Source organism: Microvirga lotononidis, from assembly GCF_034627025.1.
In the GTDB taxonomy this organism is placed as follows: domain Bacteria; phylum Pseudomonadota; class Alphaproteobacteria; order Rhizobiales; family Beijerinckiaceae; genus Microvirga; species Microvirga lotononidis.
The window spans coordinates 3,204,737-3,226,662 of the sequence record NZ_CP141048.1 but is presented as its reverse complement, the minus strand read 5'-3'; the positions used below and the strand labels follow the sequence as shown (position 1 = coordinate 3,226,662).

At 62.2% G+C, this 21,926-nt stretch carries 18 protein-coding genes; 11 read left to right on the top strand and 7 right to left on the bottom strand.

Going from position 1 to position 21,926, the window contains the following annotated elements:
* Window positions 1-9 precede the first annotated feature (9 nt).
* From U0023_RS15300 to U0023_RS15285, 4 genes are all read right to left on the bottom strand, one after another.
* Complete coding sequence (locus U0023_RS15300; RefSeq protein ID WP_195904263.1) at window positions 10-2,001, bottom strand: glycosyltransferase; 1,992 nt, start codon at window positions 1,999-2,001, stop codon at window positions 10-12.
* A gap of 156 nt (window positions 2,002-2,157) precedes the next feature.
* The gene (locus U0023_RS15295; protein ID WP_009764851.1) at window positions 2,158-2,925 is read right to left on the bottom strand and encodes an ABC transporter ATP-binding protein; all 768 of its coding nucleotides are present in this window, start codon (window positions 2,923-2,925) and stop codon (window positions 2,158-2,160) included.
* A gap of 9 nt (window positions 2,926-2,934) precedes the next feature.
* Window positions 2,935-3,738, bottom strand: coding sequence for an ABC transporter permease (locus tag U0023_RS15290; RefSeq protein WP_009764850.1), 804 nt, complete (start codon window positions 3,736-3,738; stop codon window positions 2,935-2,937).
* 128 nt (window positions 3,739-3,866) lie between these two features.
* Window positions 3,867-5,174 carry a nucleotide sugar dehydrogenase gene (locus tag U0023_RS15285; RefSeq protein WP_009764849.1) on the bottom strand — a complete coding sequence of 436 codons (1,308 nt, stop codon included), beginning with the start codon at window positions 5,172-5,174 and terminating at the stop codon, window positions 3,867-3,869.
* Window positions 5,175-5,429: 255 nt separating this feature from the next.
* Here U0023_RS15285 and U0023_RS15280 point away from each other — a divergent pair, with 255 nt between their 5' ends.
* Window positions 5,430-6,443 (top strand): glycosyltransferase family 2 protein, encoded by a 1,014-nt coding sequence (locus U0023_RS15280; RefSeq protein ID WP_009764848.1) that lies wholly within the window; start codon window positions 5,430-5,432, stop codon window positions 6,441-6,443.
* An 81-nt stretch (window positions 6,444-6,524) separates the two neighbouring features.
* On the opposite strand, the gene U0023_RS15275 is transcribed toward U0023_RS15280, so the two are convergent.
* Together U0023_RS15275 and U0023_RS15270 are read right to left on the bottom strand one after the other, a co-directional pair.
* On the bottom strand, window positions 6,525-7,523 hold the full coding sequence (locus tag U0023_RS15275; RefSeq protein WP_009764847.1) for a Gfo/Idh/MocA family protein: 999 nt from the start codon (window positions 7,521-7,523) through the stop codon (window positions 6,525-6,527).
* A 44-nt stretch (window positions 7,524-7,567) separates the two neighbouring features.
* On the bottom strand, window positions 7,568-8,638 hold the full coding sequence (locus U0023_RS15270) for a LacI family DNA-binding transcriptional regulator (RefSeq protein ID WP_009764846.1): 1,071 nt from the start codon (window positions 8,636-8,638) through the stop codon (window positions 7,568-7,570).
* 158 nt (window positions 8,639-8,796) lie between these two features.
* Here U0023_RS15270 and U0023_RS15265 point away from each other — a divergent pair, with 158 nt between their 5' ends.
* The 10 genes from U0023_RS15265 (at window position 8,797) to U0023_RS15220 (ending at window position 18,673) form a co-directional block, all read left to right on the top strand.
* Complete coding sequence (locus tag U0023_RS15265; protein ID WP_009764845.1) at window positions 8,797-10,038, top strand: ABC transporter substrate-binding protein; 1,242 nt, start codon at window positions 8,797-8,799, stop codon at window positions 10,036-10,038.
* A 143-nt stretch (window positions 10,039-10,181) separates the two neighbouring features.
* Complete coding sequence (locus U0023_RS15260) at window positions 10,182-11,054, top strand: carbohydrate ABC transporter permease (protein ID WP_040639728.1); 873 nt, start codon at window positions 10,182-10,184, stop codon at window positions 11,052-11,054.
* On the top strand, window positions 11,051-11,935 hold the full coding sequence (locus tag U0023_RS15255; RefSeq protein ID WP_009764843.1) for a carbohydrate ABC transporter permease: 885 nt from the start codon (window positions 11,051-11,053) through the stop codon (window positions 11,933-11,935). Before U0023_RS15260 ends, U0023_RS15255 begins: the two co-directional genes overlap by 4 nt.
* A 3-nt stretch (window positions 11,936-11,938) precedes the next feature.
* Window positions 11,939-13,018: an ABC transporter ATP-binding protein gene (locus U0023_RS15250; RefSeq protein ID WP_009764842.1), complete on the top strand. Its 1,080-nt coding sequence runs from the start codon at window positions 11,939-11,941 to the stop codon at window positions 13,016-13,018.
* Window positions 13,019-13,088: 70 nt separating this feature from the next.
* Window positions 13,089-13,856 carry a sugar phosphate isomerase/epimerase family protein gene (locus U0023_RS15245; protein ID WP_009764841.1) on the top strand — a complete coding sequence of 256 codons (768 nt, stop codon included), beginning with the start codon at window positions 13,089-13,091 and terminating at the stop codon, window positions 13,854-13,856.
* Window positions 13,857-13,860: 4 nt separating this feature from the next.
* On the top strand, window positions 13,861-15,036 hold the full coding sequence (locus U0023_RS15240) for a Gfo/Idh/MocA family protein (protein ID WP_009764840.1): 1,176 nt from the start codon (window positions 13,861-13,863) through the stop codon (window positions 15,034-15,036).
* 35 nt (window positions 15,037-15,071) lie between these two features.
* Window positions 15,072-15,716: a ThuA domain-containing protein gene (locus U0023_RS15235; RefSeq protein WP_009764839.1), complete on the top strand. Its 645-nt coding sequence runs from the start codon at window positions 15,072-15,074 to the stop codon at window positions 15,714-15,716.
* Between the two features lie 295 nt (window positions 15,717-16,011).
* A complete protein-coding gene (locus tag U0023_RS15230; protein WP_009764838.1) occupies window positions 16,012-17,001 on the top strand; it encodes a ketopantoate reductase family protein in 990 nt (329 codons plus the stop codon).
* A gap of 50 nt (window positions 17,002-17,051) precedes the next feature.
* Window positions 17,052-18,071 (top strand): aldo/keto reductase, encoded by a 1,020-nt coding sequence (locus U0023_RS15225; protein ID WP_009764837.1) that lies wholly within the window; start codon window positions 17,052-17,054, stop codon window positions 18,069-18,071.
* 167 nt (window positions 18,072-18,238) lie between these two features.
* Window positions 18,239-18,673: a DoxX family protein gene (locus U0023_RS15220; RefSeq protein ID WP_009764836.1), complete on the top strand. Its 435-nt coding sequence runs from the start codon at window positions 18,239-18,241 to the stop codon at window positions 18,671-18,673.
* A gap of 181 nt (window positions 18,674-18,854) precedes the next feature.
* Here U0023_RS15220 and mgtA read toward each other — a convergent pair whose 3' ends face one another.
* Complete coding sequence (gene mgtA, locus U0023_RS15215) at window positions 18,855-21,491, bottom strand: magnesium-translocating P-type ATPase (protein ID WP_009764835.1); 2,637 nt, start codon at window positions 21,489-21,491, stop codon at window positions 18,855-18,857.
* Window positions 21,492-21,926: the final 435 nt, after the last annotated feature.

Below are 21,926 nucleotides of genomic sequence, written 5' to 3'. Positions count from 1 at the left end.
GATGATGTTCTACTTCGCTCCGTGAGATGACCGCAAATAGCGCCCAGCCTTCTCGCGTATGCGGTCCAGCAGGGGATGCTCCTCCACCTGTCGATACGCAGCTAGGATCTTGTCCGCACCATAGAGTTCCCGCAGGCGCTTCCAGGCCTCGGCCATGTGGACCACCCGCTTTTCCTCATCGATGCTTCTCGACTTGCGATGATAGACGAAGGTGCTGGTCGCAATGGCGAGTTCAAAGCCAGCCTCAAGGGCTCGAAAGCAGTAATCGTTCTCCTCGCCGTAAAAGAGCTTGAAATTCTCCTCGTCGAAGAACCCGATGGTCTCAATGACCTCCTTCTTGATGCCGAAGCAGAAACCATGGACGAGGGGCACACGCGGCATGAGATCCGCGTTGCTCCAGGCCTCGCAGGCGAGATCGAGATCGGAAGGTCTCACGCCGGGTGGCAACAGATTAATGGCTGTATTCTTGCCCTTCGCCTTGATCTCAGGAATTGACTGCGCTCCTGCGGCATTCGAGAGCGGGCCAACGATACCGATCCTATCGCTCTGACTTGCGGCGTCGAGGAGCTTCAGGGCCCAATTGGGGCTTACAATCGTGTCACTGTTCAGGAGAATGCGAAAGGCCGCGTTTCCAGCGGCAAGACCTCGGTTGGCTGAGCGTGTATAGCCTAGGTTCTCGTCGTTCTCTAGCAAGGTGACCTGGGCCCTGTTCGCGGCGAAATCACGTAGATATGCGGTCGTTGCCTCGTCAGACTGATCATTGACGATGATGATCCTGTGATTGGGCAGCAGACTTGCCCAAGCAGATTCCAGACAGAGGCGAACATCCTCCAAAGCATTATGCACGCATACGATGATGTCGACCGGGACATCGGTGACCGCTTTCAATCGTCTTTCCTTCGCCTCGACAAAGGACTGCCCCCTGATGGGGCTGGCCAGCGTCCCTAGGCGCAGGAGTTGTTCCGGAACAATCAAGGCTCGTGCGAAAACATGCCGATAGTACAGAAAATCTTCGTGATGCCTCACCGAGGCGCCCTGCGGCAGCAGTGGAACGACAGTGAGATCGGGACGGCGATAATTCACCCACGCCAGGCCAAGCTGGTCCCGGCGGCTATACCGTTCGATCTGCTGCCACCACAGGTGAAGAGCATCCGAGGTCTCCCGCTTTTGTAGGGGAACGACCATGAAGCCCGTCTCGAACAGTGGCTGCTGGAGGGGCAAGCCGGCTTTTCTATAGTGCTCGACCTGTCTGTCGATTAGCGTCGCGGAGTCCTTGTTCAAGCGCTTGCAGGCTTCCGCCTCATCGTAAAAGCATGCGCGGTGCGGGTGAGCAATGAGACCGAGGTGGGCGTCCCGCCCAGCAACCAATCCAACGTAGTGGTGAATGTCACCCTTCAGAATGATGTTGGCGTCGAGCCAGACAGCGACGTTGTGATCCGGAAACAACTCATGCGGATGTGTTTTGACCCAGCGGGCAATTCTTGTTGGGTCCGGATGATAGTACGGCGCGGCTCGCATTTGCCAGATGCCGTAATCGTTTCGTGGACGATCCGTGAAGCACACGTAATCGACACTTGGGTCGACGCGCTCGGGAAGGAGCAGGTTGTCGTATTCACCGAAGATTGCCGTGTAGATCACAATCCGACGCTTGCCGGCTGCGGCCGTCCGGTAAGCGGCAATCTGCTCAGCTATATTATCTCGGATCTCCCAACGATTGTCGAACAGCGCCTGTGCAGCCTGCTTCGGCAATACGACGGCTAAACCATCTTTCGTTCGATCAAGGGTGCGTTGAACCACGGCAGCCAAGCCGGGAAGGCTGCGGGCCAGGGCGCGCAATGGACGCGTGACCGTCCAGGACAAGGATCCGTGAAGATCCCTGATCTCGGCTTGCAATCCATGAATCGTGGCCTGAAGTTTGGCAATCTCATTGGTTTGCCTTTCAATCTGCTCACGCAGAAAGGAGGCATCCGCGCCGACGTCCCCTTCGACGTCTTGGGACACTGAGTGCCGAGTATCCTGAGTCATGTGTCCGCTGCCTTGCTACTCAGAGCCAGCCCACCCAACTGAGGTAGACACAAGATTACCGAGTGCGAGGCAAGTGGGCCGCCCTTAGCTTCAGGACATGTACGCTGCCACTTCACTGCCGGCGTGATGAGATCAACCACCCTTGGCATTTACAATCTTAGAGGACGCGTAGGTTTCGATGACTTCATCGATAGCTCCGAATGCCTTAACTCGCCCATGCTCTAAAAGAAGAGCCTTGTTGCAGAGATCCCGCAGCACCTCGTTGGAGTGAGAGGCCAAGACCAGCAATTTCGACTCCTGTGCAAAACTCTCCAGCTTCTGATTAGCCTTCCTGAAGAACCGTGCATCCCCCGTCGCCACGACCTCGTCGAGCAGCAGAATGTCTGTCTCGACATGCGTTGATATCGCGAAGGCCAAGCGTGCCCGCATGCCGGATGAATAGGTGCGCATGGGCAAATCGAGGAAGTCACCGAGTTCACTGAACTCGGCAATGGCATCAGCCTTTTTTCTCAACTCGGCCTTGCTCATACCTAGGAAGAGGCCACGAATGAAAATGTTATCGTAACCGGTTGAATCCATATCCATCCCGAACGCGAGGTTCAGCAGCGGCGCGACGCGTCCTTGAATCGTCACTCGTCCATGGGTGGGTGCATAAAGCTTGGCCATCACGCGCAGAAGAGTGGTCTTGCCCGCTCCATTGTGCCCAAGCAGAGCCAAGCGATCGCCTGGTCCCAGCGTGAGGGACAATTGATCGAGAGCGCGCACCACCGTATGTCCGGACCGTCCTGCGGACAATTGCCCCCCGATGGGCTTTTCCTGCGACGAAGAGCGACGCCTTTCGGACTTCCAGGCCGGAACTGGAAAATCCAGCGTTATGTTTTCAAGCTTGACCAGCACCATAACCTGACCTCAAACCCAAAACGCAATCCGCCGCCGCCAATGGGCGTAGATCGGCAAAGTGATACCCCAACCGATCACCGTAATTCCGATGGCGACCGCCCAGATCAAGGACGTCGGCACCTGACCCAGAAGCGGCGCACGCACAAGTTCGACAAAATAGTAGAATGGATTAAGATGCACAAAAATCGCGCGAAGCCCACTAACGGCGTCCGGGTACCAAAGAATGGGCGTCACGAAGAACCCGAGACGCATCGCATTGGGGATGAAATTTCCAAAATCTCTGTGACGAACGTTAATCAGCCCCAGCAATAACCCTACCCAAATTGCATTCAACAACACGATTGCCAATGCTGGCAGAACCAAAACAATGCTCGGAAACGGCGATTTTTGGTAAAGAACCATGACCCCCAAGTAAACGAGAGCATTGAAGGCAAGAATAATCAAATTCTTCCAAATGAGCTTATAGACGTATACTGTCCCCGGAACTGCGATCTCGCGAATAGCGGCAGCATTGCTTACGAAGGCGTCCTTGCCCTCAATCACCAAGGACGCCAGGAATGTCCATATCATGTAACCTGCGACAAGATGGGGAATATACTCCGAATGCGGTCGTTCCAAGATCCCGCCGTACAGACCACCGATACAGATTGCGACGAACGCCAAACCAATTGTGTTCCAGAACGGGCCGATGTTCGAGCGCTGATGGCGTGTCATCACCTCGCGCCATCCGAGCGTCGTCCATAGTTCACGCCAGCGCCAGCCGTCGCGGACCTCGTGCAGCACTTCTAATACTTGTGAACCGTCGGTTCTCAAATTCGGCTTCCTTGATTCCGTTACCCAAACTGGAGCTATTGTGCGCAACACAAAACGTTTTCGGTTTGCGCCGACACTCAAAGATCAGGCACTGGCTATAGTCTTGGACCTTATTTCGTACCTGCGTGTTACGCTTTGACCACATTCCTGCGCACACCGAGATACCGTCCGCGCGTATCGACGATTAGATTCGCGCTTCTTTCAATGGCGTCATAGTCGAATTTGTCGTGGTCCGTCGCCAGCAGCACCAGATCGTATCTAGCCAACGTCTCCGGCGTCAGCTCGACACTTTCGAGATCGAACGCGTAGCGCCGCATCTTCGGGAAGGTCGGGACATGCGGATCGCTGTAGGCGATCTCCGCGCCCTTCGCCTGAAGCAGCGTCATCAGCTCGACCGACGGCGACTCCCGCATGTCGTCGACGTTCTTCTTGTAGGCGATGCCAAGCACGAGGATCTTGCTGCCACGGATCGGCTTCTCGCGCTCGTTCAAAGCATCGGCGATCTTCTCGACGACCCATTCGGGCATCGTGCTGTTGATCTCGCCGGCAAGCTCGATGAAGCGCGTGTGCAGCCCGTACTCGCGTGCCTTCCAGGTCAGGTAGAAAGGATCGATCGGAATGCAGTGGCCGCCGAGCCCGGGTCCCGGATAATAGGGCACGAAGCCGAAGGGCTTGGTGGCGGCCGCACGGATCACCTCATGGATGTCGATCCCCATGCGATCGGCAATGATCTTCATTTCGTTGACGAGGCCGATATTCACCGCCCGGTGAATGTTCTCGAGAAGCTTCGTCAGTTCGGCCGCCTGGGTGGAGCTGACCGGAACGACCGTGTTGATGACCTGCCCGTAAAGCGCCAGACCGATCTCGAGGCAGGACGGGGTAGAACCGCCGCAGACCTTGGGAATGGTGTGCGTGCTGAACTTGGCGTTGCCCGGATCCTCGCGCTCCGGCGAGAACACGAGGAACGCGTCCTCGCCCACCGTGAAACCGGCCTTCTCGATGCGCGGGCGCAGTTCCTCTTCCGTCGTGCCGGGATAGGTCGTGCTCTCCAGGGACATGACCTGGCCTGCCCTCAGATGCGGGACGAGGGCGTCGACGGTGTTCAGGACGAAACTGAGATCCGGCTCGCGATACTTGTTGAGGGGCGTCGGCACGCACAGGATCAGAGCATCGACGTCGCGGGCGCGGGACAAATCGGAGGTCGGCTCGAATCCGCTGGCAATCGCCCTGGCGATCCCCTCGGAGCCGATATGCTCGATATAGGTCTGCCCCTGCTTCAGAACATCGACCTTGCTCTGGTCGATGTCGAAGCCGACGACCTTGTACCCGACCTCGGCGTAGCGGAGGGACAGGGGAAGACCGACATAGCCCAAACCGACGATCCCGATCACAGCGGTCTTGTCGTTCAACTTTTTCAGCAGCGTGTCTTTGTGCATCGAAGAATCTCGGCTTCAGGCTCGTGGGAAAGCGCGCCCCTTCTATAAGGGCATTGATCCAGACCGCATACCTTCGGAAAGCGCCATAGTGCCGCGCCTTACGCAAGGGAAGACGGTTCCAGATGGCAAGCCTAACTGGAGCCCCTCGGACGCCGCTATACCTCTTCGGCATTGCTCCAGCAACCCTGGCACCTTATTGGCATTACGACCTGGGGCGGATCCGATCCGGAATGAAAGCCGTACACGGGAGCGACCGTGGCGGCGCGGCAGGACATGGGGCACCGTCCAGGGAGGCTCGCCGTCCTCCGCACCATTCCCAAGCTTGCTCGCCTGTCAACATCGCTTTACTACGCTCGCCTGATCCAGGGGGCTTCCATGCGCATCTTGGCCGTTGCGGTCACATATAATCCGGAGATTGCGCTGCTGGCCCAGGTGCTGGAGTCGGTGTCGCCCCAGGTGCAGGGTCTCGTCATTGTCGACAATGGATCGACCAATGCCGGAGAGATCAGGCATGTTGCCACCCGGTACAACGGCCAACTTATTGAAATCGAAGGCAATATCGGCATTGCCGCGGCTCAGAACAAAGGCATCGCCCGGGCCCGGGACGATGGCTTCACCCATGTCCTGCTGCTCGACCAGGATACGGTTCTCGCGTCCGGCATGGTGAGGGATTTGGCGGACAACCTGGCTGCTCTCACCCATCGGTCAGAAAGGGTAGCGGCCATAGGCCCGGCCTATTTCGAACTCAATTCTCGGAGGCAGACGAGAGCCTACCGCGCCGACGGGCTTCGGGTATCGCGGCTCTCCCTGGCGGCCGAGACGCGCCCGATTGCCAGTGACTTCATCATCGCTTCGGGGTCGCTGGTGCCGCTGTCGGTTCTGGAGGCGGTGGGCAGCTTCAAAGAAGACCTCTTCATTGACCTCGTCGACGTGGAGTGGTGCTTCCGCGCCCGGGCCGCCGGGTACAGGAGCTATCTCTCTCCCACGGCCGCCGTCGAACATCGGCTCGGAAGCGGAACCGTCCGGGTCGGGTCTCGCGAGGTGGCGGTCCATGTACCGGTACGGAACTATTACTGGGTGAGAAACGCTCTCTGGCTGGCCCGGCAACCCTACACGCCCCTCGCCTGGCGCCTCTATTTCATCAGCCGAAGCTTGGCATTTCTGGCGACCTATCCAGTCTTGGCCGACAAGCGGGCTCTCAGGCTACGACTGATCCTCCGCGGCATCCGGGACAGTCTGGCGAGCCGCCTCGGCCCGCTGAACGGTTGAGGCAAGGGAGATCTGGCACGTGCGAAGAAGCAGCCTGATTCGGCCTGCCGAGGGAATGCCCGGCAGCCACGAGGCCCGGTCTCAGACCCGCTCCCAGGCCTCCGACGTCTCCGACCGCAGCAGGGCGTCCAGGATGCGCATGTTCAGGATGGAGTCCTCCAACCCGTAATCCAGCGGCGCAGCGCCACGGAGCGCCCGGCTGAACGCCTCGCCCTGGAGCTGATACTGATCCACGACCGGGAATTCGACGACCTTGGCGGAGCGGTTGCCATGGGCGCTGCCGTCATCCACGAAAATGCAGGTCGGCCTGTCGGGCGGGGCATTGAAGGGAATTTCGATCTCGATCCGTCCCTTGGTCCCGAGAATCTGGACGCGCTGGAAGGGCACGGCCTGGGTCGAGACCGTGAGGGCCAGCTGCCGCCCGGCGCCGAAATCCATCAGGGCGCTCGCGGTCCGGTCTACGCCGAAGGCGGGATCGCGGTCCATCAGCGTGACGACGCGAAGCGGCTCGGCTTCGAAGAAAAAACGTCCTGCGACAACGGCATAGCAGCCGATGTCCAGGAGCCCTCCCCCGCCGATCCCGGCTTGGTTGCGGATGTTGCCCGGATCGACGTTGAAATAGGAAAACGCGACCTGAATCGCCCGCGGATCCCCGATCTCGCTGCTTCGGATGATGTCGCGGGCACGCTGCCATTGCGGATGGTGGCGGACCATGAAGGCCTCCGCGATCAGCACCCGCGAGGCCGCCTGCCGCAGCTGTTCCGCCTCGCCGGCCGTGACGGCGATCGGCTTCTCGCACAGGACGTGCTTGCCCGCGGCGGCCGCCGCGAGCGTAATGGGCACATGGAGATGATTGGGCAGTGGGTTGTAGACCGCCTCGATGTCGGGATCGGCGAGGAGCGCCTCGTAGGAGCCATAGGCTTTCGCGATGCCGAGTTCTTCCGCCATGGCCCGAGCGCCTCCTGCGTCCCGGGAGGCAATCGCGACCACATCGCAGAGCGGGCTCTTCATCATGCCGGGGACCACCTTGGTCCGGCCGATTTTCGCGGTGCTCAGGATCCCCCAACGGACCGGCTGCATGGCGTTCTCCTCATCCTTGAAAGCTTATCGTCGATGCGGCGCGCTCAGATCGAGGAGCGCCGCAGTGATTTGTAGTCCTTGTGCAGAACCGGCCCGGTGGTGTCGCGCTCCAACAGGGTCAGCGGCAGCCGGATGTCCCAATCTCCAGGGCTCATATCGTTCTGGATCAGCTTCATCAGAACGTCGGCCCCGGCACGCCCCAGCTCATGCAGGGGCTGGCGGAACGTGGTGAGCGTCGGCTCGGTGTAGTCGGAAAACTCGATCCCGTCGAAGCCGATGACCGACACATCCTGCGGGACGCGGATGCGCTCCTCCCGGATGCGCTTGATGAAGCCGATGGCGCTCTCGTCGCAGGCGGCGAAAATCCCCGTGGGGCGATCCCTCATCGTCAGGAACGATTCAGCTGCTGCGACGCCCGTCGAGAACACGAAGGGCCCCTCCCAGCGCACAAAATCGTCCGGACCGAACCCGGCTGCCGCGATGCCCTCCCGGAACCCACGGAACCGCTCGTGCTCGATGATCGAGGTCGGTGTGCCCGAGACATAGCCAAAGCGACGATGCCCCAGCCCGGCCAGATATTCCACGGCTTGGCGGGTCGCTTCGCGATCCTGGACGACCACGTTCGGGATCTTGTCGTCGTCGATGGCGGCGCACATGGCCACGATGGGAAGCCCGGATTCCCGCATGTCACGGGCACCGTTCTCCGGAATGTATCCCGTCAGCAGAAGGACGCCATCCACCTGCCGGGACAGAGCGAGTTCTACATAACGTGCCTCGCGCTCCCGCCGGTTGTCCAGATTGCCGATGATGATCCCGTAGCCCGATTGCGTCAGCTCGTCGTCCACGCCGCGAAGGATCTCGGCAAAGACCGGATTGGTGAGGCGCGGCGCCACCACCAGCACGTTCATGGTGCGACGGGTGCGAAGCTTCTGGGCCGTGCTGTTGGGGATGTAGCCGCTCCGGCGTACCGCCTCCATCACGAGATCGTGCGTTTTCTGCCGCACCTTTCCCGGCTCCGAGAGAACGCGGCTGACGGTCGCCGTCGATACGCCGGCAAGTCGAGCTACGTCGGCGATGCGTATCTCCTTTACGGAGCGCCAACTTTTCCGACTCATGCAGGTTACCTCCGCGCCATCGCCAAGATACGTTACCTCCTCTCATAGGAAATAACTTACCTCAACTCATGTCTTGACTAATCTAAAAAGCCACTACAACCTATATCTCAAGATGTAATCGATTACAAAAATCGATAAAACGCTTCTGGGAGGAAGCCATGAGCATGAAGACACGCGTTTCCGCGTATACCCTTTCTGTTGCCCTTTTCTGCAGCACCGGAGCGATGGCTCAGCAGATGAAAGCCGAGGTGCTGCATTGGTGGACCTCGGCGGGCGAGTCCGCCTCGGTCAAGGTGTTCGCCGATCAGTTCACCAAGGCGGGCGGCACCTGGGTCGACAATGCCATCGCGGGCGGCGCCAATGCCCGTACGGCCGGCATCAACCGCATGGTGGGCGGCAATCCCCCGACCATGATGCAGTTCAACACCGGCAAGCAGTTCGACGAGCTGGTCAGCAACGATCTCGTGCGCGACGTGGATGCGATCGCCAAGGCCGGCAAGTGGCGCGAGATCATGCCCAAGCCGATTGTGGACGCTTCCGTGCGAAACGGAAAGTTCTACGCTGTTCCGGTCAACATTCACGGCCAGAACTGGATGTTCTACAACACCAAGGTCTTCGCGGATGCCGGGCTCGAAGTCCCGAAAACCTTTCCTGAGTTGGTCGCGACCGGAGAGAAGCTGAAGGCCAAGGGCATCATCCCGATTGCCCTCGGTGGCCAGCCGACCTGGGAGCACAATCTGTTCCGTGCAGTGCTCGTCGGTCATGGCGGCGCGGACATGTTCCGCAAGCTCTACGGCGCCCGCGACCCGCAGATCACGAAGGATCCGAAGTTCAAGGAAACCGTCGAGCTCTTCGGAAAGATGCGCGCCCTCGTCGACCCCGGCAGCCCGGGACGCAACTGGAACGACGCGACCGCTCTGGTGATCACCAACAAGGCCGCGATGCACTTCAACGGCGACTGGGCCAAGGGCGAATTCACGGCGGCCGGCCAGACCCCCGGCAAGGAATATGGCTGCACCCTCGTGGGTGAAAGCCCGAAGGAAGTCATCGGCGGCGACGTGTTCGTCTTCCCGGCGACAAAGGACAAGGGCCAGCTTGCCGTTCAAGACAAGCTGATCGAGGTGCTGCTCGATCCCACCACGCAGCTCGAGTTCAACAAGAAGAAAGGCTCGATCCCGGTGCGGATGGATGTGGACGTTTCCTCCATGGATGTCTGCGCCCAGAAATCCAACGCCGTTCTGAAGGATCCGGCCAACCAGGTCGAGGCGATGGAACTCCTCAGCACGCCGAACTTCTCCGGCGCCATGCAGGATGCCGTCACCCAATACTGGAACAACCCCAGCATGTCGGCGGACGCCTTCATGGAGAAGGTCACCACCGCCATGCGGGACGCGACCTGAGCGGTCGCCTGCCTCGCCCCGGCGACACGGGGCGAGGCGCCCATGCCTGAGGTTCGAACACTCTCCATGGAGCCTGTCCGGTGGAAACCATCTCGATCCGCGCTCCCAGCGTCGCCCCGAGCGGCACGAAGACCCGGCGCAGCATGCGAACGCGCCTGCCCGCCGCCATCGCTCTCCTGCCGACCGCGCTCGTCGTTCTCGTCGTCTATATCGGCTGCATGCTCTGGACCGTGCGGCTCTCGTTCACGAGTTCCACGCTCCTGCCCAAGCTCGATTGGGTCGGTCTTGCGCAATATAACCGGCTCTTCGTCAATGACCGCTTCGTCACCTCGGCGGAGAACATCGTCATCTTCGGCATCCTGTTCATCTCGGGCTGCCTGATCATCGGCTTCCTTCTGGCAGTCTTCATCGATCAGAACGTGCGCGGCGAAGGCCTCTTCCGAACGGTTTTCCTCTATCCCTATTCCATGTCCTTCGTGGTCACCGGCGTCGCTTGGCAATGGTTCCTCAATCCGGGGCTCGGACTGCAGAAGCTCGTGCGTGACCTCGGCTTCGAGAGCTTCACCTTCGACTGGCTCGTGAACCAGAAGATGGCGATCTACACCATCGTGATAGCGGGGCTCTGGCATGGCTCCGGTCTCACCATGGCCATTATGCTCGCCGGCCTGCGCGGCATCGACAAGGACCTGTGGAAGGCCGCCAAGGTCGACGGCATTCCGACCTGGCGCGTCTACACCTCCGTTGTCATCCCGTTGCTCCGGCCCATGATCGTCACCGCCGTGGTGCTTCTCGCGACCGGCGTGGTGAAGCTCTACGATCTCGTGGTCGCCATGACGCTCGGCGGTCCCGGCATCGCCACCGAAGTGCCGGCTAAGTTCGTCATGGACCACCTCTTCGAGCGCAACAACATCGCCCTCGGAACGGCAGCCGCGACCATGATGCTGATCACCGTCGTGATCGTCCTCGCGCCCTGGGTCTATGCCCGCTACATCCGCCAGGAAGGGAGGCGCGCATGAGCACCCTCGTGCCTCAGGGGCGCCGCCCGCAGCATCTCACGATCGGCCGCATCGGCGTCTATGCCTTCCTGGCCACGGCCGCCCTATTCTTCCTGCTGCCGCTCTGGATCATGGTCATGACCTCGCTCAAGCCCATGGACGAGATCCGACTCGGCAACATCGTCGCCCTGCCCGCCGTCATGACGTTCGAGGCGTGGAGCAAGGCCTGGTCGTCCGCCTGCACGGGCCTCGAATGCAACGGCATCAGCGTCGGGTTCTGGAACTCGGTCCGGATCCTGGTCCCGTCCGTAATCCTCTCGATCGTCGCGGGCGCCATCAACGGCTATGCCCTGTCGTTCTGGCGCGTGAAGGGCGCGAACGTGATGTTCGGCATCCTGCTGCTCGGCGCCTTCATCCCGTATCAGGTCTTTCTCTATCCCCTGGTGCGCATCTTCTCGATGACGGGCATCTACAACTCGCTCACCTGCATCGTGCTGGTGCACGTGATCTTCGGCCTGCCGACGATGACGCTCCTGTTCCGCAACTACTACGCGGGGCTGCCCATCGAGCTGTTCAAGGCCGCGCGCATCGACGGCGGCGGGTTCTGGTCGATCTTCTTCCGGGTGATCCTGCCCATGTCGACGCCGATCCTGGTGGTGGCGACGATCCTTCAGGTCACGGGCATCTGGAACGACTTCATCTTCGGCCTGACCTTCGCGGGCCGCGAGAACCTGCCCATGACAGTGCAGCTCAACAACATCGTTCACTCGACTCAAGGAGAGCGCGCCTACAACGTGGACATGGCAGCGACCATGCTCGCGGCGCTCGTTCCGCTCGTCGTCTATTTCGTCTCCGGACGCTGGTTCGTCCGCGGCATCGCCGCCGGCGCTGTGAAGGGATAAGGCATGTCGTCCGTTTCCGTTCGCGACGTGACTGTCGCATTCGAAGCCGTTCAGGTGTTCGACGGCCTCTCGCTCGATATCAGCGAGGGCGAGTTCATCGTCCTGCTGGGACCGTCGGGCTGCGGCAAGTCCACTCTGCTCAATGCCATCGCGGGCCTGCTCGACGTGGCCGAGGGCCAGATCTGGATCAACGGCAAAAACGTCACCTGGGAGGAGCCCAAGGACCGGGGCATCGCCATGGTGTTCCAGTCCTATGCCCTCTATCCGCGCATGAGCGTGCGCGAGAACATGTCCTTCGGCCTGAAGATGGCCAAGACGCCGCGGCCCGAGATCGAGAAGCGCGTCGCCAAGGCGGCCGAGCTCCTCCAGATCACGCCGCTCCTCGACCGCCGCCCGGACCAGCTCTCCGGCGGCCAGCGCCAGCGCGTCGCCATCGGCCGCGCCCTGGTGCGCGATGCCGCCGTGTTCCTGTTCGACGAGCCGCTCTCCAACCTCGACGCCAAGCTGAGGAACGAGCTGCGCGTCGAGATCAAGCGGCTGCATGCCCGCCTCGGCAAGACCACCATGGTCTATGTCACGCACGACCAGATCGAGGCGATGACGCTGGCCGACAGGATCGTGGTCATGAAGGAGCAGAAGATCCAGCAGATCGGCACGCCCGACGAGATCTATCATCGGCCGGCCAACCTGTTCGTGGCGGGCTTCGTCGGCTCGCCGCAGATGAACTTCATCAAGGGCCGCATCGAGAACACCGGAGAGGGCCTGAGCGTCCTCGCCGGCGACCGCCGCCTCTCGCTCTCCGCCTATCCGTTCGCCGCCACGCCGCAGGCCGGCCAGGAGGTCGTGCTCGGCGTGCGCCCGGAGCATCTGGAGATCGCAGGCAACGGCGCCTGGCCGGGCTTCAAGGTCGACATCGTCGAACCCATGGGCGCCGACACGGTCATCTGGTGCAGCGATCCCGTCGGCTCGGTGCAGGTGCGCACCACCGGCAGCCGCAAGGCGATCCCGGGCGAGAGCCTGACGCTCCACGTCGACCCCACGCAGGTGTCCCTCTTCTCGGCCGAGACCGGCGAGCGCCTGTGAATACACCAACATCGCGACAGGCCTCGACCCGAGGCTCGTCGCGCCCGTTTCCACGAACCCTGAGGACCCCATGAGCGTCACGGATATTCTCTCCATTCAACTCTACACCCTGCGATCCCTTGAAGATCTCGATCTGATCCTCGATACGGTGGCGGATGCCGGCTATCGCCACGTGGAGACGGTCGGCTCGCATCTCGACAAGGCCGCGGAGGTCCGCGCGAAGCTCGATGCGCGCGGCCTGAAGGCATCCTCGAGCCACGTCAGCATGGCGGCCCTGCGCGAGAGGCCCGACGCCGTCGTGGACGCCTGCAAGACGCTCGGCCTCACGCATCTCTACATGCCGGCGGTCCCGCCCGAGGAGCGCGACATGGCGGCTGACGGCTGGCGCTCGCTGGGCCGCGAACTCGGGCAGATCGCCGAACAGTTCCGGGCCAAGGGCATCCGCCTCGGCTATCACAACCACCATTGGGAGCTGAAGCCGAAGGACGGCGCGAAGACGGCCCTCGAACTGATCTTCGAGTCTGCCGGATCGAGCCCCCTCGACTGGCAGGTCGACGTGGCCTGGCTCGTGCGCGGCAATGCCGATCCCAAGGAATGGATCCACCGCTACCGCAGCAGGATCACAGCCGCCCACGTGAAGGACATCGCGCCCGCCGGCCAGAACGAGGATCAGGACGGTTGGGCCGATGTCGGCTCAGGTACCCTGAACTGGCGCGAGCTCTGGCGCGTGTGCCGCGATGCCGGGGCCGAATGGATGGTCGTCGAGCACGACAAGCCGGCCGATCCGGCCGCAACTGCCCGCAACAGCTTCGCCTTCCTGCGCAATATCGAGGATTAGGATCATGAATTCCCTCAATGTCGGCATCATCGGATGCGGCAACATCTCCGGCATCTATCTCCGGAACATCCCGGCCTATCGCGGCCTTACCCTGCGCGCCTGCGCCGACATGAAGCCGGAGGTCGCGCAGGCCCAGGCGAGCCGTCACGGCATCGAGGCCCTGACGGTCGATGAGCTTCTTGCCCGCGAGGATATCGACCTCGTGGTCAACCTCACGGTTCCGGCCGCGCATTTCGGCGTCTCTCTCGCGGCCCTCTCCGCCGGCAAGCACGTGTTCTCGGAAAAGCCGCTCGCGGTCGATTTCGAGCAGGGCCGCAAGCTCGTGGACGAGGCGGAGGCACGCGGCCTCCACCTCGGTTGCGCGCCGGACACCTTCCTCGGCGCGGGCGGACGCCTTGCCCGCAATCTCGTCGACGAGGGCAAGATCGGCCGCATCCTGTCCGGAACGGCGTTCCTGATGTCGCACGGCATGGAGCACTGGCATCCGGATCCGGAATTCTTCTTCAAGCCCGGCGGCGGCCCGATCCTCGACATGGCGCCCTATTACCTGAGCACCCTCGTCAATCTCGTCGGCCCGGTCCAGCGCGTCGTCGCCATGTCGAGGATCGGCTATCCCGAGCGCATCGTGACATCCGAGTCGCCGCGCAAGGGGCAGCGCATCACCGTCGAGACACCGACCCATGTGATGTCGCTCCTCGAATTCGCCTCGGGCGCGCAGGTCACCTTCTGCATGAGCTGGGATGTGTGGAAGCACAGCCATCCGGCCATCGAGATCTATGGCGCGGAAGGCTCCCTGCGGGTTCCGGATCCGAACTTCTTCGGCGGGCAGGTGGAGATCACCGAGCGCGGCGGCGACTGGCGCGCGGTGGATTCCAGCGAGATGCCGCTGGGCGCTCCCAACTGGCGCTCGCCGAACTGGGCTCCCGACATCCCGAACAAGGCGAACTATCGCGCGCTCGGCCTCGCCGACCTCGCGAGCGCCGTGCTGAACGGCACGCCGCATCGCTCCAGCGGTCGTCTCGGCCTGCACGTTCTCGAGGTGATGCACAGCATCCTCGAAGGAGCCGCCACCGGACAGGCGCGCGCGATCACAACCTCCCTCGAACGACCGGCCGTGCTGGAGGATACCGACGCGGCACTTCTCTGGAAGGGCCTGCCGGAGACGGCATCCGCCGCCTGAAACCGATCGAAGCAAGAGATAAGAAAGTACGAGCGATGCGCGAAGCACTCATCGTGTGGGGCGGCTGGCCCGGTCATGAACCGGAGCAATGCGCCGCCATCGTGGCCGGAATGCTGCGGGACGAGGGCTTCCAGGTTCACCTGGACAACTCGACCCGCGCCTTCGCCAGCCCGCAGCTCTCCACGATGAGTCTCGTCGTGCCGATCTTCACCATGTCGAAGATCGAAAAGGACGAGGTGTCGAACCTCTCCAAAGCCGTCCGCGAGGGCACCGGCCTCGCCGGCTTTCACGGCGGCATGGGCGATGCCTTCCGCGATGCGGTCGAGTACCAGTTCATGTGCGGCGGACAATGGGTGGCCCATCCTGGCAACATCATCGACTACCGCGTGACCGTCACCCGGCCCGACGATCCGGTCATGCAGGGCATCGGCGATTTCGATTACCACTCCGAACAATATTACATGCATGTGGACCCCTCGAACGAGGTCCTTGCCACGACGACGTTCTCAGGCGAGCACGCGCCCTGGATCAAAGGCGTCGTCATGCCCGTCGTCTGGAAGCGCCGCCATGGCCAGGGCCGCGTGTTCTACAGCTCCCTCGGGCATGTGGCGAAGGAGTTCGACGTGCCTCAGATGCGCACCATCCTGAGGCGCGGCATGGTGTGGGCGGCGCGGGAGTGAGGTGCGACAGGTTGTTCTGGTGTTGTCGCACCACCTCATGGCCGTCCCCGGACCTGATCCGGGGATCAGTCCCGGCCCTCTCGTCTGGAGAGGCCTCGCGCCTTTCAGCATCGGGATCACCGACACAAGGCCGGTGATGGCGTCGAAGGTCCGTCCGGAAATTGTCCAGCACATCCTTGACCGCGCTCGCCGCCGCTTCCGTGAAAACGCGCTAAACGCTGGAACACGCGGGACAACGCGCTTAAAGAGGGGGTGAGCCTATTTCCTCCCATCCAGCTTTCACGCGAGAATCATCATGCGGATCATCGTCTATGGCGTCGGCGCAATTGGAGGGACCGTCGCGGCGGCCCTGACGCTCTCGGGGCAAGAGGTCATCGGCATCGCGCGCGGCGCCCAGCTCAAGGCGATCCAGGACGACGGGCTGCTTCTGCGCACGCCGGAGAAGCACGAGCGCGCCAAGTTCTCCTGCGTGTCGGACCCGACGGAGATCGACTTCCGCCCGGACGATGCCATCCTGCTGACGATGAAGACGCAGGACACGCTCGCTGCGCTCGAACGCCTGCGGACCGCGGGCGTCACGGGGCAGCCCCTTTTCTGCGTTCAGAACGGCGTCACGAACGAACGGCTGGCGCTTCGCCTGTTTCCCGAGGTGCATGGCGTGACGGTGATCATGCCGGCGGCGATCTCGGCGCCTGGCGAGATCGCCGCGCACTCCGTGCCGCGTCACGGCATCTTCGACATCGGGCGTTATCCAGGCGGCAGCAACGCGCACGACACGAAGCTCGCCGAGGCGCTGGAAGCGGCCAACATCGCGACTTTCGTCTCGCAGGACGTGATGCAGAGCAAATACGGCAAGCTCATCCTCAACCTGAGCAACATCCTGCAGGCCGCGCTCGGACTCGATGCCGATTTCAAGCACCTGGAAACACTCGTTCGCGCCGAGGCCGAAGCCGCCTACAGGGCCGCCGGAATCTTTTGGCTCGATGTGGGCGCGGCCGATGCGCGCCGGGCGCAGCTGGTGAAGCAGCAACCGATCGCCGGCATCGACCGCCTCGGCAGCTCAACGACCCAGAGCCTCGCGCGCGGCGGCGGCTCCATCGAGACGGATTACCTCAACGGCGAGATCGTGCTGCTCGGACGCCTGCACGGCGTGCCCGTGCCGGTGAACACCTATTTCACGGAGCTGGGCGCCCGCATGGCGCGGGAAGGTCTCAAGCCCGGAGCGGTCTCGGTCGCTCAAGCTGAAGCGGACCTGTCGGCTCTCGGTGCAATGCCGGGCCGTTGAAAGCGCACCTGCATGACTTATTCGATGACCGCATCAGGACGGAGCTTCACATGGATTACCGCAACCTGGGCCGTTCCGGCCTCAAGGTCTCCCCGATCTGCCTGGGCACGATGATGTTCGGCGGACCGACCGACGAGGCGCTCTCCGCGCGCATCATTTCGAAAGCCCGTGAGGCGGGCGTAAACTTCGTCGACACCGCCGATGTCTACAACGAGGGCGTCTCCGAGGAGATCACCGGAAGAGCCATCGCGGCACATCGCTCCCACTGGGTGCTCGCCACGAAGGTCGCCAATCCGACCGGACAAGGCCCCAACGATCGTGGTCTCTCGCGGCGGCACATCATGGAATCCGCAGAAGCGAGCCTGAAGCGCCTCGGCACGGATTGGATCGATATCTACTACATCCACAGGGAAGACTATTCGACGCCTCTCGCCGAGACGGTGCGCGCATTGGGCGATCTCGTGCGTCAGGGCAAGATCCGGTATTTCGGCGTCTCGAACCACAAGGCCTGGCGCGTGGCCGAGATCTGCCGCCTCTGCGACGACCTCGGCATCGACCGGCCCGTGGTGAGCCAGCCCTATTACAACGCTATGAACCGGATGCCCGAGGTCGAGCATCTGCCCGCCTGTCACTATTACGGCCTCGGCGTCGTGCCCTATTCTCCGCTCGCGCGCGGGGTCCTGACCGGCAAGTACAGCCCCGACGCGCCGCCGCCGGAGACGAGCCGCGCCGGCCGTCAGGACAAGCGCATGATGCAGACCGAATGGCGCCCGGAATCCCTCCAGATCGCGCAGGACCTCAAGCGCCATGCGGAGGCGCACGGCATCACCGCGGGTCAGTTCGCCGTGGGATGGGTCCTGAACAACCGCATCGTCACGGCGGTGATCGCGGGTCCGCGCACGGAAGAGCAATGGGACGACTACCTGAAGGCTCTCGATTATCGTTTCACCTCCGAGGATGAAGCCCTCGTGGACGGTCTCGTCCCCGCCAGGCACCCCTCGACGCCCGGCTACAACGATCCGGCCTACCCGGTCGAAGGGCGGGCTCCCTGGACGACTCCGGCGGCCTGAGCATCGATCGGGCTCTAGCCCGCCGAACCGGCTAACAGAAGGCCTTGCCCCAAGCGAGGCTTTTTGCATTATCGCAATAATTTCCCTGCATTCAGGTCAATTGCATTGCATCGATGAAAAGATCAGGTTCTTGGCACACGGACCACAGGGGTCCCGGAGACAAAACCATGATCGACACCCGCCTTGCTCCCTATGGTGCTTTCGCCCTCCGCGCGGCTCTTGGCATCATGTTCATCGCTCATGCCTATCTGAAGATCGCAGTCTTCACGGTGCCAGGTTTCGCCGGCTTCCTCACGCAGGTCGGCTTTCCGGCCTTCCTGGCCTGGCCCATCATCCTGGCCGAGCTGATCGGCGGCGCCGCTATCCTGCTGGGCTTCTACGGCCGTGCCGTGTCCGTCGTGCTCCTGCCGGTCCTCCTGGGCGCCCTGCTCGTGCACGCCCCGAACGGCTGGGTTTTCAACGCGCCCAACGGCGGCTGGGAATACCCCGCCTTCCTGGCTCTCGCCGCCCTTGCCCATGCCCTCATCGGCGACGGTGCCTTCGCCGTGAAGCCCGTCACCCTGCCCCTCGGCACAACTTCGCTGCGCCCTCGCATCGGGTAGCTCCTCGCAGGAAACTCACGAGCGGTCGTGCGGCACGCGCACGGCCGCTCGTTCGTCTCGTAGATGCCCTTACAGCAGCTTCATCAGCGCTCCAGCAAGGTCAAGAGACCAATCACGATTTCGCTGCCTGCGCTTTTCAAGTCCGACTGTGAAATCTCAGGAAGGAAGCGTGAAAGTGCATTCAGCCGATGACTTTCAAGCGCCTGCCCTGGTGCCCTCCGATCGAGCGCTGCTTGGGCAGTGCGAACCGCTTCAGCGCTTCCGCAGCGAGAAGGTAGCCTGTTCCAAGAGCGGCCATGATCAGCAGGATTGGCCAGGGAAGAACTCCAAAACCCAAGCCGCGCCCCAGGGGCGATAGTGCGATGAGGAGAGCAACGTTCAGGGTTCCGAGCGAACTCGCCACCAGTACCTTGTTTGGCCAGCTGATCCAGGCCGGCAGGGTGGTTCGGATCAGGAAAACGACGAGGATCTGCGTTGCCGTGGATTCCACGAACCACCCCGTCCGAAACACCTCCGCCGAGGCGCCGAAACCCTGCAGCAGAACAATGAAGGTCGCGATGTCGAACACGGACGACAGCGGTCCCATGATCAGCGAGAAACGTAACAGTTCGTGCATGTCCCAGGTATGAGGGCGAGCGATCTCGCGCTCATCGACGTTGTCGAACGGAATGCCGGTTTCGCTGACGTCGTAGAGCAGATTGTTGAGGAGGACTTGGATCGGAGTCAGCGGGAGGAAGGGCAGGAACAGGGATGCGAACGCCATCGACAGCATATTGCCGAAATTCGAAGAGGTCCCCATGCGGATGTATTTCATGATGTTCGCATAGGTCCTTCTCCCCTCCGCGACCCCATCGGCTACGACCTCCAGGTCGTGCTCAAGCAGGATCATATCGGCTGCGGCACGGGCGACATCGGATGCCCCATCCACGGACACACCGGCATCCGCGGCCTTGATGGCAGGAGCATCGTTGATGCCGTCGCCGATGAATCCGACCGTATGGCCCCGCGCCTGAAGCGCGCGGACGATCCGCGTCTTCTGGTCCGGTGACACGCGAGCGAAAAGGTCGGTCTCGGCTGTGTGTACGGCCAGCGCCTCGTCACTGAGCTTGGCAATCTCGGCCCCGGTCAGCAAACCCCGCGCCGGGACATTGAGTGTCTCGACGATGTGGCGCAGAACCGGCGCGGCATCGCCTGAGATGATCTTGATTCTGACTCCGGCAGCCTCCAGTCGCGCGATCGCCTGAGCCGCCGAGGCCTTCGGCGGATCGACGAAGACGCAATATCCAGCGAAGACAAGATCCTGCTCATCCTCAACGGCAGGCCTGTCGCGATCTGCCGGCATGTTGCGCCAGGCAACGCCGAGGCAGCGAAATCCTTGACCGGACTTCTCCTCGAGAAGGCGCTCCAACTGCGCCCGCATGTCAGGAACAAGGGCAACCGCATTCCCTGTCCCTTGATCGATCTGATCACACCGCGCCAGAATCTCTTCGGGCGCCCCTTTCACGATCAGAAAGCGCTCGCCGTTCCTCTCCACGAGAACAGAAACGCGCCGACGTTCGAAGTCGAACGGCACATCCGCAGTCCGCCGCCATGTCTCGAGTGATTTGTTTGCCGTGTGCGAGAGAATGGCGTCATCAAGCGCGCTCCTGACACCACTCTCGAACCGGCTGTTGACAGCAGCCAATTCGATCACACGATCAGAATCCTCTCCGTCGGGACCTGGATGGCCGACAAGCGCGATGCTGGCCTCGGTCAAGGTGCCGGTCTTGTCAGTACAGAGCACGTCCATGGACCCAAGATCATGAATCGCCGAGAGGCGCTTCACGACCACCTTGCGGGCTGCCATGCGGACGGCTCCACGCGACAAGGTCACGGTCATGATCATCGGCAGCAGTTCCGGCGTGAGACCGACCGCCAGTGCCACCGCGAAGAGGAAGGACTCGATGGCTGGCCGATGGAGCATCAGGTTGGCGAGGAGGACGAACAGCACCAGGAAAGCAGTCATGCGCAGGATCAGGATCCCGAAGGCGTGCAGCCCCTTCTCGAAGGCGGTGGGCGGCTCTACCGACCGCAGGGCGGCTGCGATCCCGCCGAATCGGGTTCGGGCACCGGTGGCGATCACCAGCATGGTCGCCTCGCCGCTCACCAGCGCCGTGCCGCCGAACAGGGCATTGAACGCTTCCGCCGGCGTGTCCGCATCGCTCGGGCCGGGTCGCTTCTCGACCGGAAACGGCTCGCCGGTCAGTAATGCCTCGTTCGTGTGGGCCGCCTTGCTGTCGAGCACGATGCCGTCTGCCGGAACAAGGTCGCCCGCCCGCAGCAGCACGATATCGCCGGGGACGATCTCGTCGACCGGCAGGCTGACAGGCTTGCGGTCCCGCTCGACGGTCGAGCGTACCGCCACTGAACGCTTGAGAGCTTCCGCCGCAGCCTCGGCGCGATGCTCCTGCGTGACGTCGAGGGCGATGGAGAGCCCCAGGATGGTCAGAATGATGCCGAAGCTTGCCCAATCCCCCGTAGCGCCGGAGATCAGGGCGGCCGCGATCAGGATGGCGATCAGCGGCTCGACGAGGCGCTTGCCGATCTTCGCAAGAATTCTGCGCCGAGTCGGCTCGACGGCGACATTGTGCCCGACATCCGCTAACCGTCGGGCTGCTTCCATCGAGGGCAACCCCTCCTTCCCCGTCTTGGTGCGGGCGAGGCTCTCCTCCGCAGAATAGATCCAGAAGCGATCAGCGGTGTCCGCTGGCGTCCGCCCCGAGTCGACCCGGTCCTGGTGCACAGGCGCTCGATCCGACGCAGAAACCGACCGCACCATCTCGGACCTCTCCCGCAGCTATCTCCAGCCGTCTTCAGCGGCAGGATTACCATTCCGAACACCGGCTCGCTCCAGATCAGGAGGGGGATGGAGTTACCGATCCCATTTGCCCCGACGAGGTCGCAGTGCCGAAGGAGCCACACCTCCAACGAAGCTCCGCCGATTGCGGAGATTTCACCGCGGCGTCTCACGAGAATGTGCAGGATCCATCCGTCTTGCGTCGCTGTCCGAGACCGCCATTTTCCTCCTATGAGGCACATTTGGAACCTTGAGGTCCGCCGACCGAACGAACATTGATCTTCGTCAAGCACCCGCCCGCGCAGGATCGGTCGATCCGGCGCAAGCTAGAGTTTGGCGGCGTTGGATAGGACGAGCCTCTTGTAGCCTCACGTACCGATAGGTCGATGCAGTGGGCAGGAATCGGTCTCAATCTGA

Coding starts and splice junctions, on each gene's coding strand:
- U0023_RS15295 (WP_009764851.1), bottom strand. CDS start 2,925: ATGGTGCTGGTCAAGCTTGAAAACATAACGCTGGATTTTCCAGTTCCG.
- U0023_RS15285 (WP_009764849.1), bottom strand. CDS start 5,174: ATGCACAAAGACACGCTGCTGAAAAAGTTGAACGACAAGACCGCTGTG.
- U0023_RS15275 (WP_009764847.1), bottom strand. CDS start 7,523: ATGCAGCCGGTCCGTTGGGGGATCCTGAGCACCGCGAAAATCGGCCGG.
- U0023_RS15270 (WP_009764846.1), bottom strand. CDS start 8,638: ATGAGTCGGAAAAGTTGGCGCTCCGTAAAGGAGATACGCATCGCCGAC.
- U0023_RS15265 (WP_009764845.1), top strand. CDS start 8,797: ATGAGCATGAAGACACGCGTTTCCGCGTATACCCTTTCTGTTGCCCTT.
- U0023_RS15260 (WP_040639728.1), top strand. CDS start 10,182: ATGCGAACGCGCCTGCCCGCCGCCATCGCTCTCCTGCCGACCGCGCTC.
- U0023_RS15255 (WP_009764843.1), top strand. CDS start 11,051: ATGAGCACCCTCGTGCCTCAGGGGCGCCGCCCGCAGCATCTCACGATC.
- U0023_RS15250 (WP_009764842.1), top strand. CDS start 11,939: ATGTCGTCCGTTTCCGTTCGCGACGTGACTGTCGCATTCGAAGCCGTT.
- U0023_RS15245 (WP_009764841.1), top strand. CDS start 13,089: ATGAGCGTCACGGATATTCTCTCCATTCAACTCTACACCCTGCGATCC.
- U0023_RS15240 (WP_009764840.1), top strand. CDS start 13,861: ATGAATTCCCTCAATGTCGGCATCATCGGATGCGGCAACATCTCCGGC.
- U0023_RS15235 (WP_009764839.1), top strand. CDS start 15,072: ATGCGCGAAGCACTCATCGTGTGGGGCGGCTGGCCCGGTCATGAACCG.
- U0023_RS15230 (WP_009764838.1), top strand. CDS start 16,012: ATGCGGATCATCGTCTATGGCGTCGGCGCAATTGGAGGGACCGTCGCG.
- U0023_RS15225 (WP_009764837.1), top strand. CDS start 17,052: ATGGATTACCGCAACCTGGGCCGTTCCGGCCTCAAGGTCTCCCCGATC.
- U0023_RS15220 (WP_009764836.1), top strand. CDS start 18,239: ATGATCGACACCCGCCTTGCTCCCTATGGTGCTTTCGCCCTCCGCGCG.
- mgtA (WP_009764835.1), bottom strand. CDS start 21,491: ATGGTGCGGTCGGTTTCTGCGTCGGATCGAGCGCCTGTGCACCAGGAC.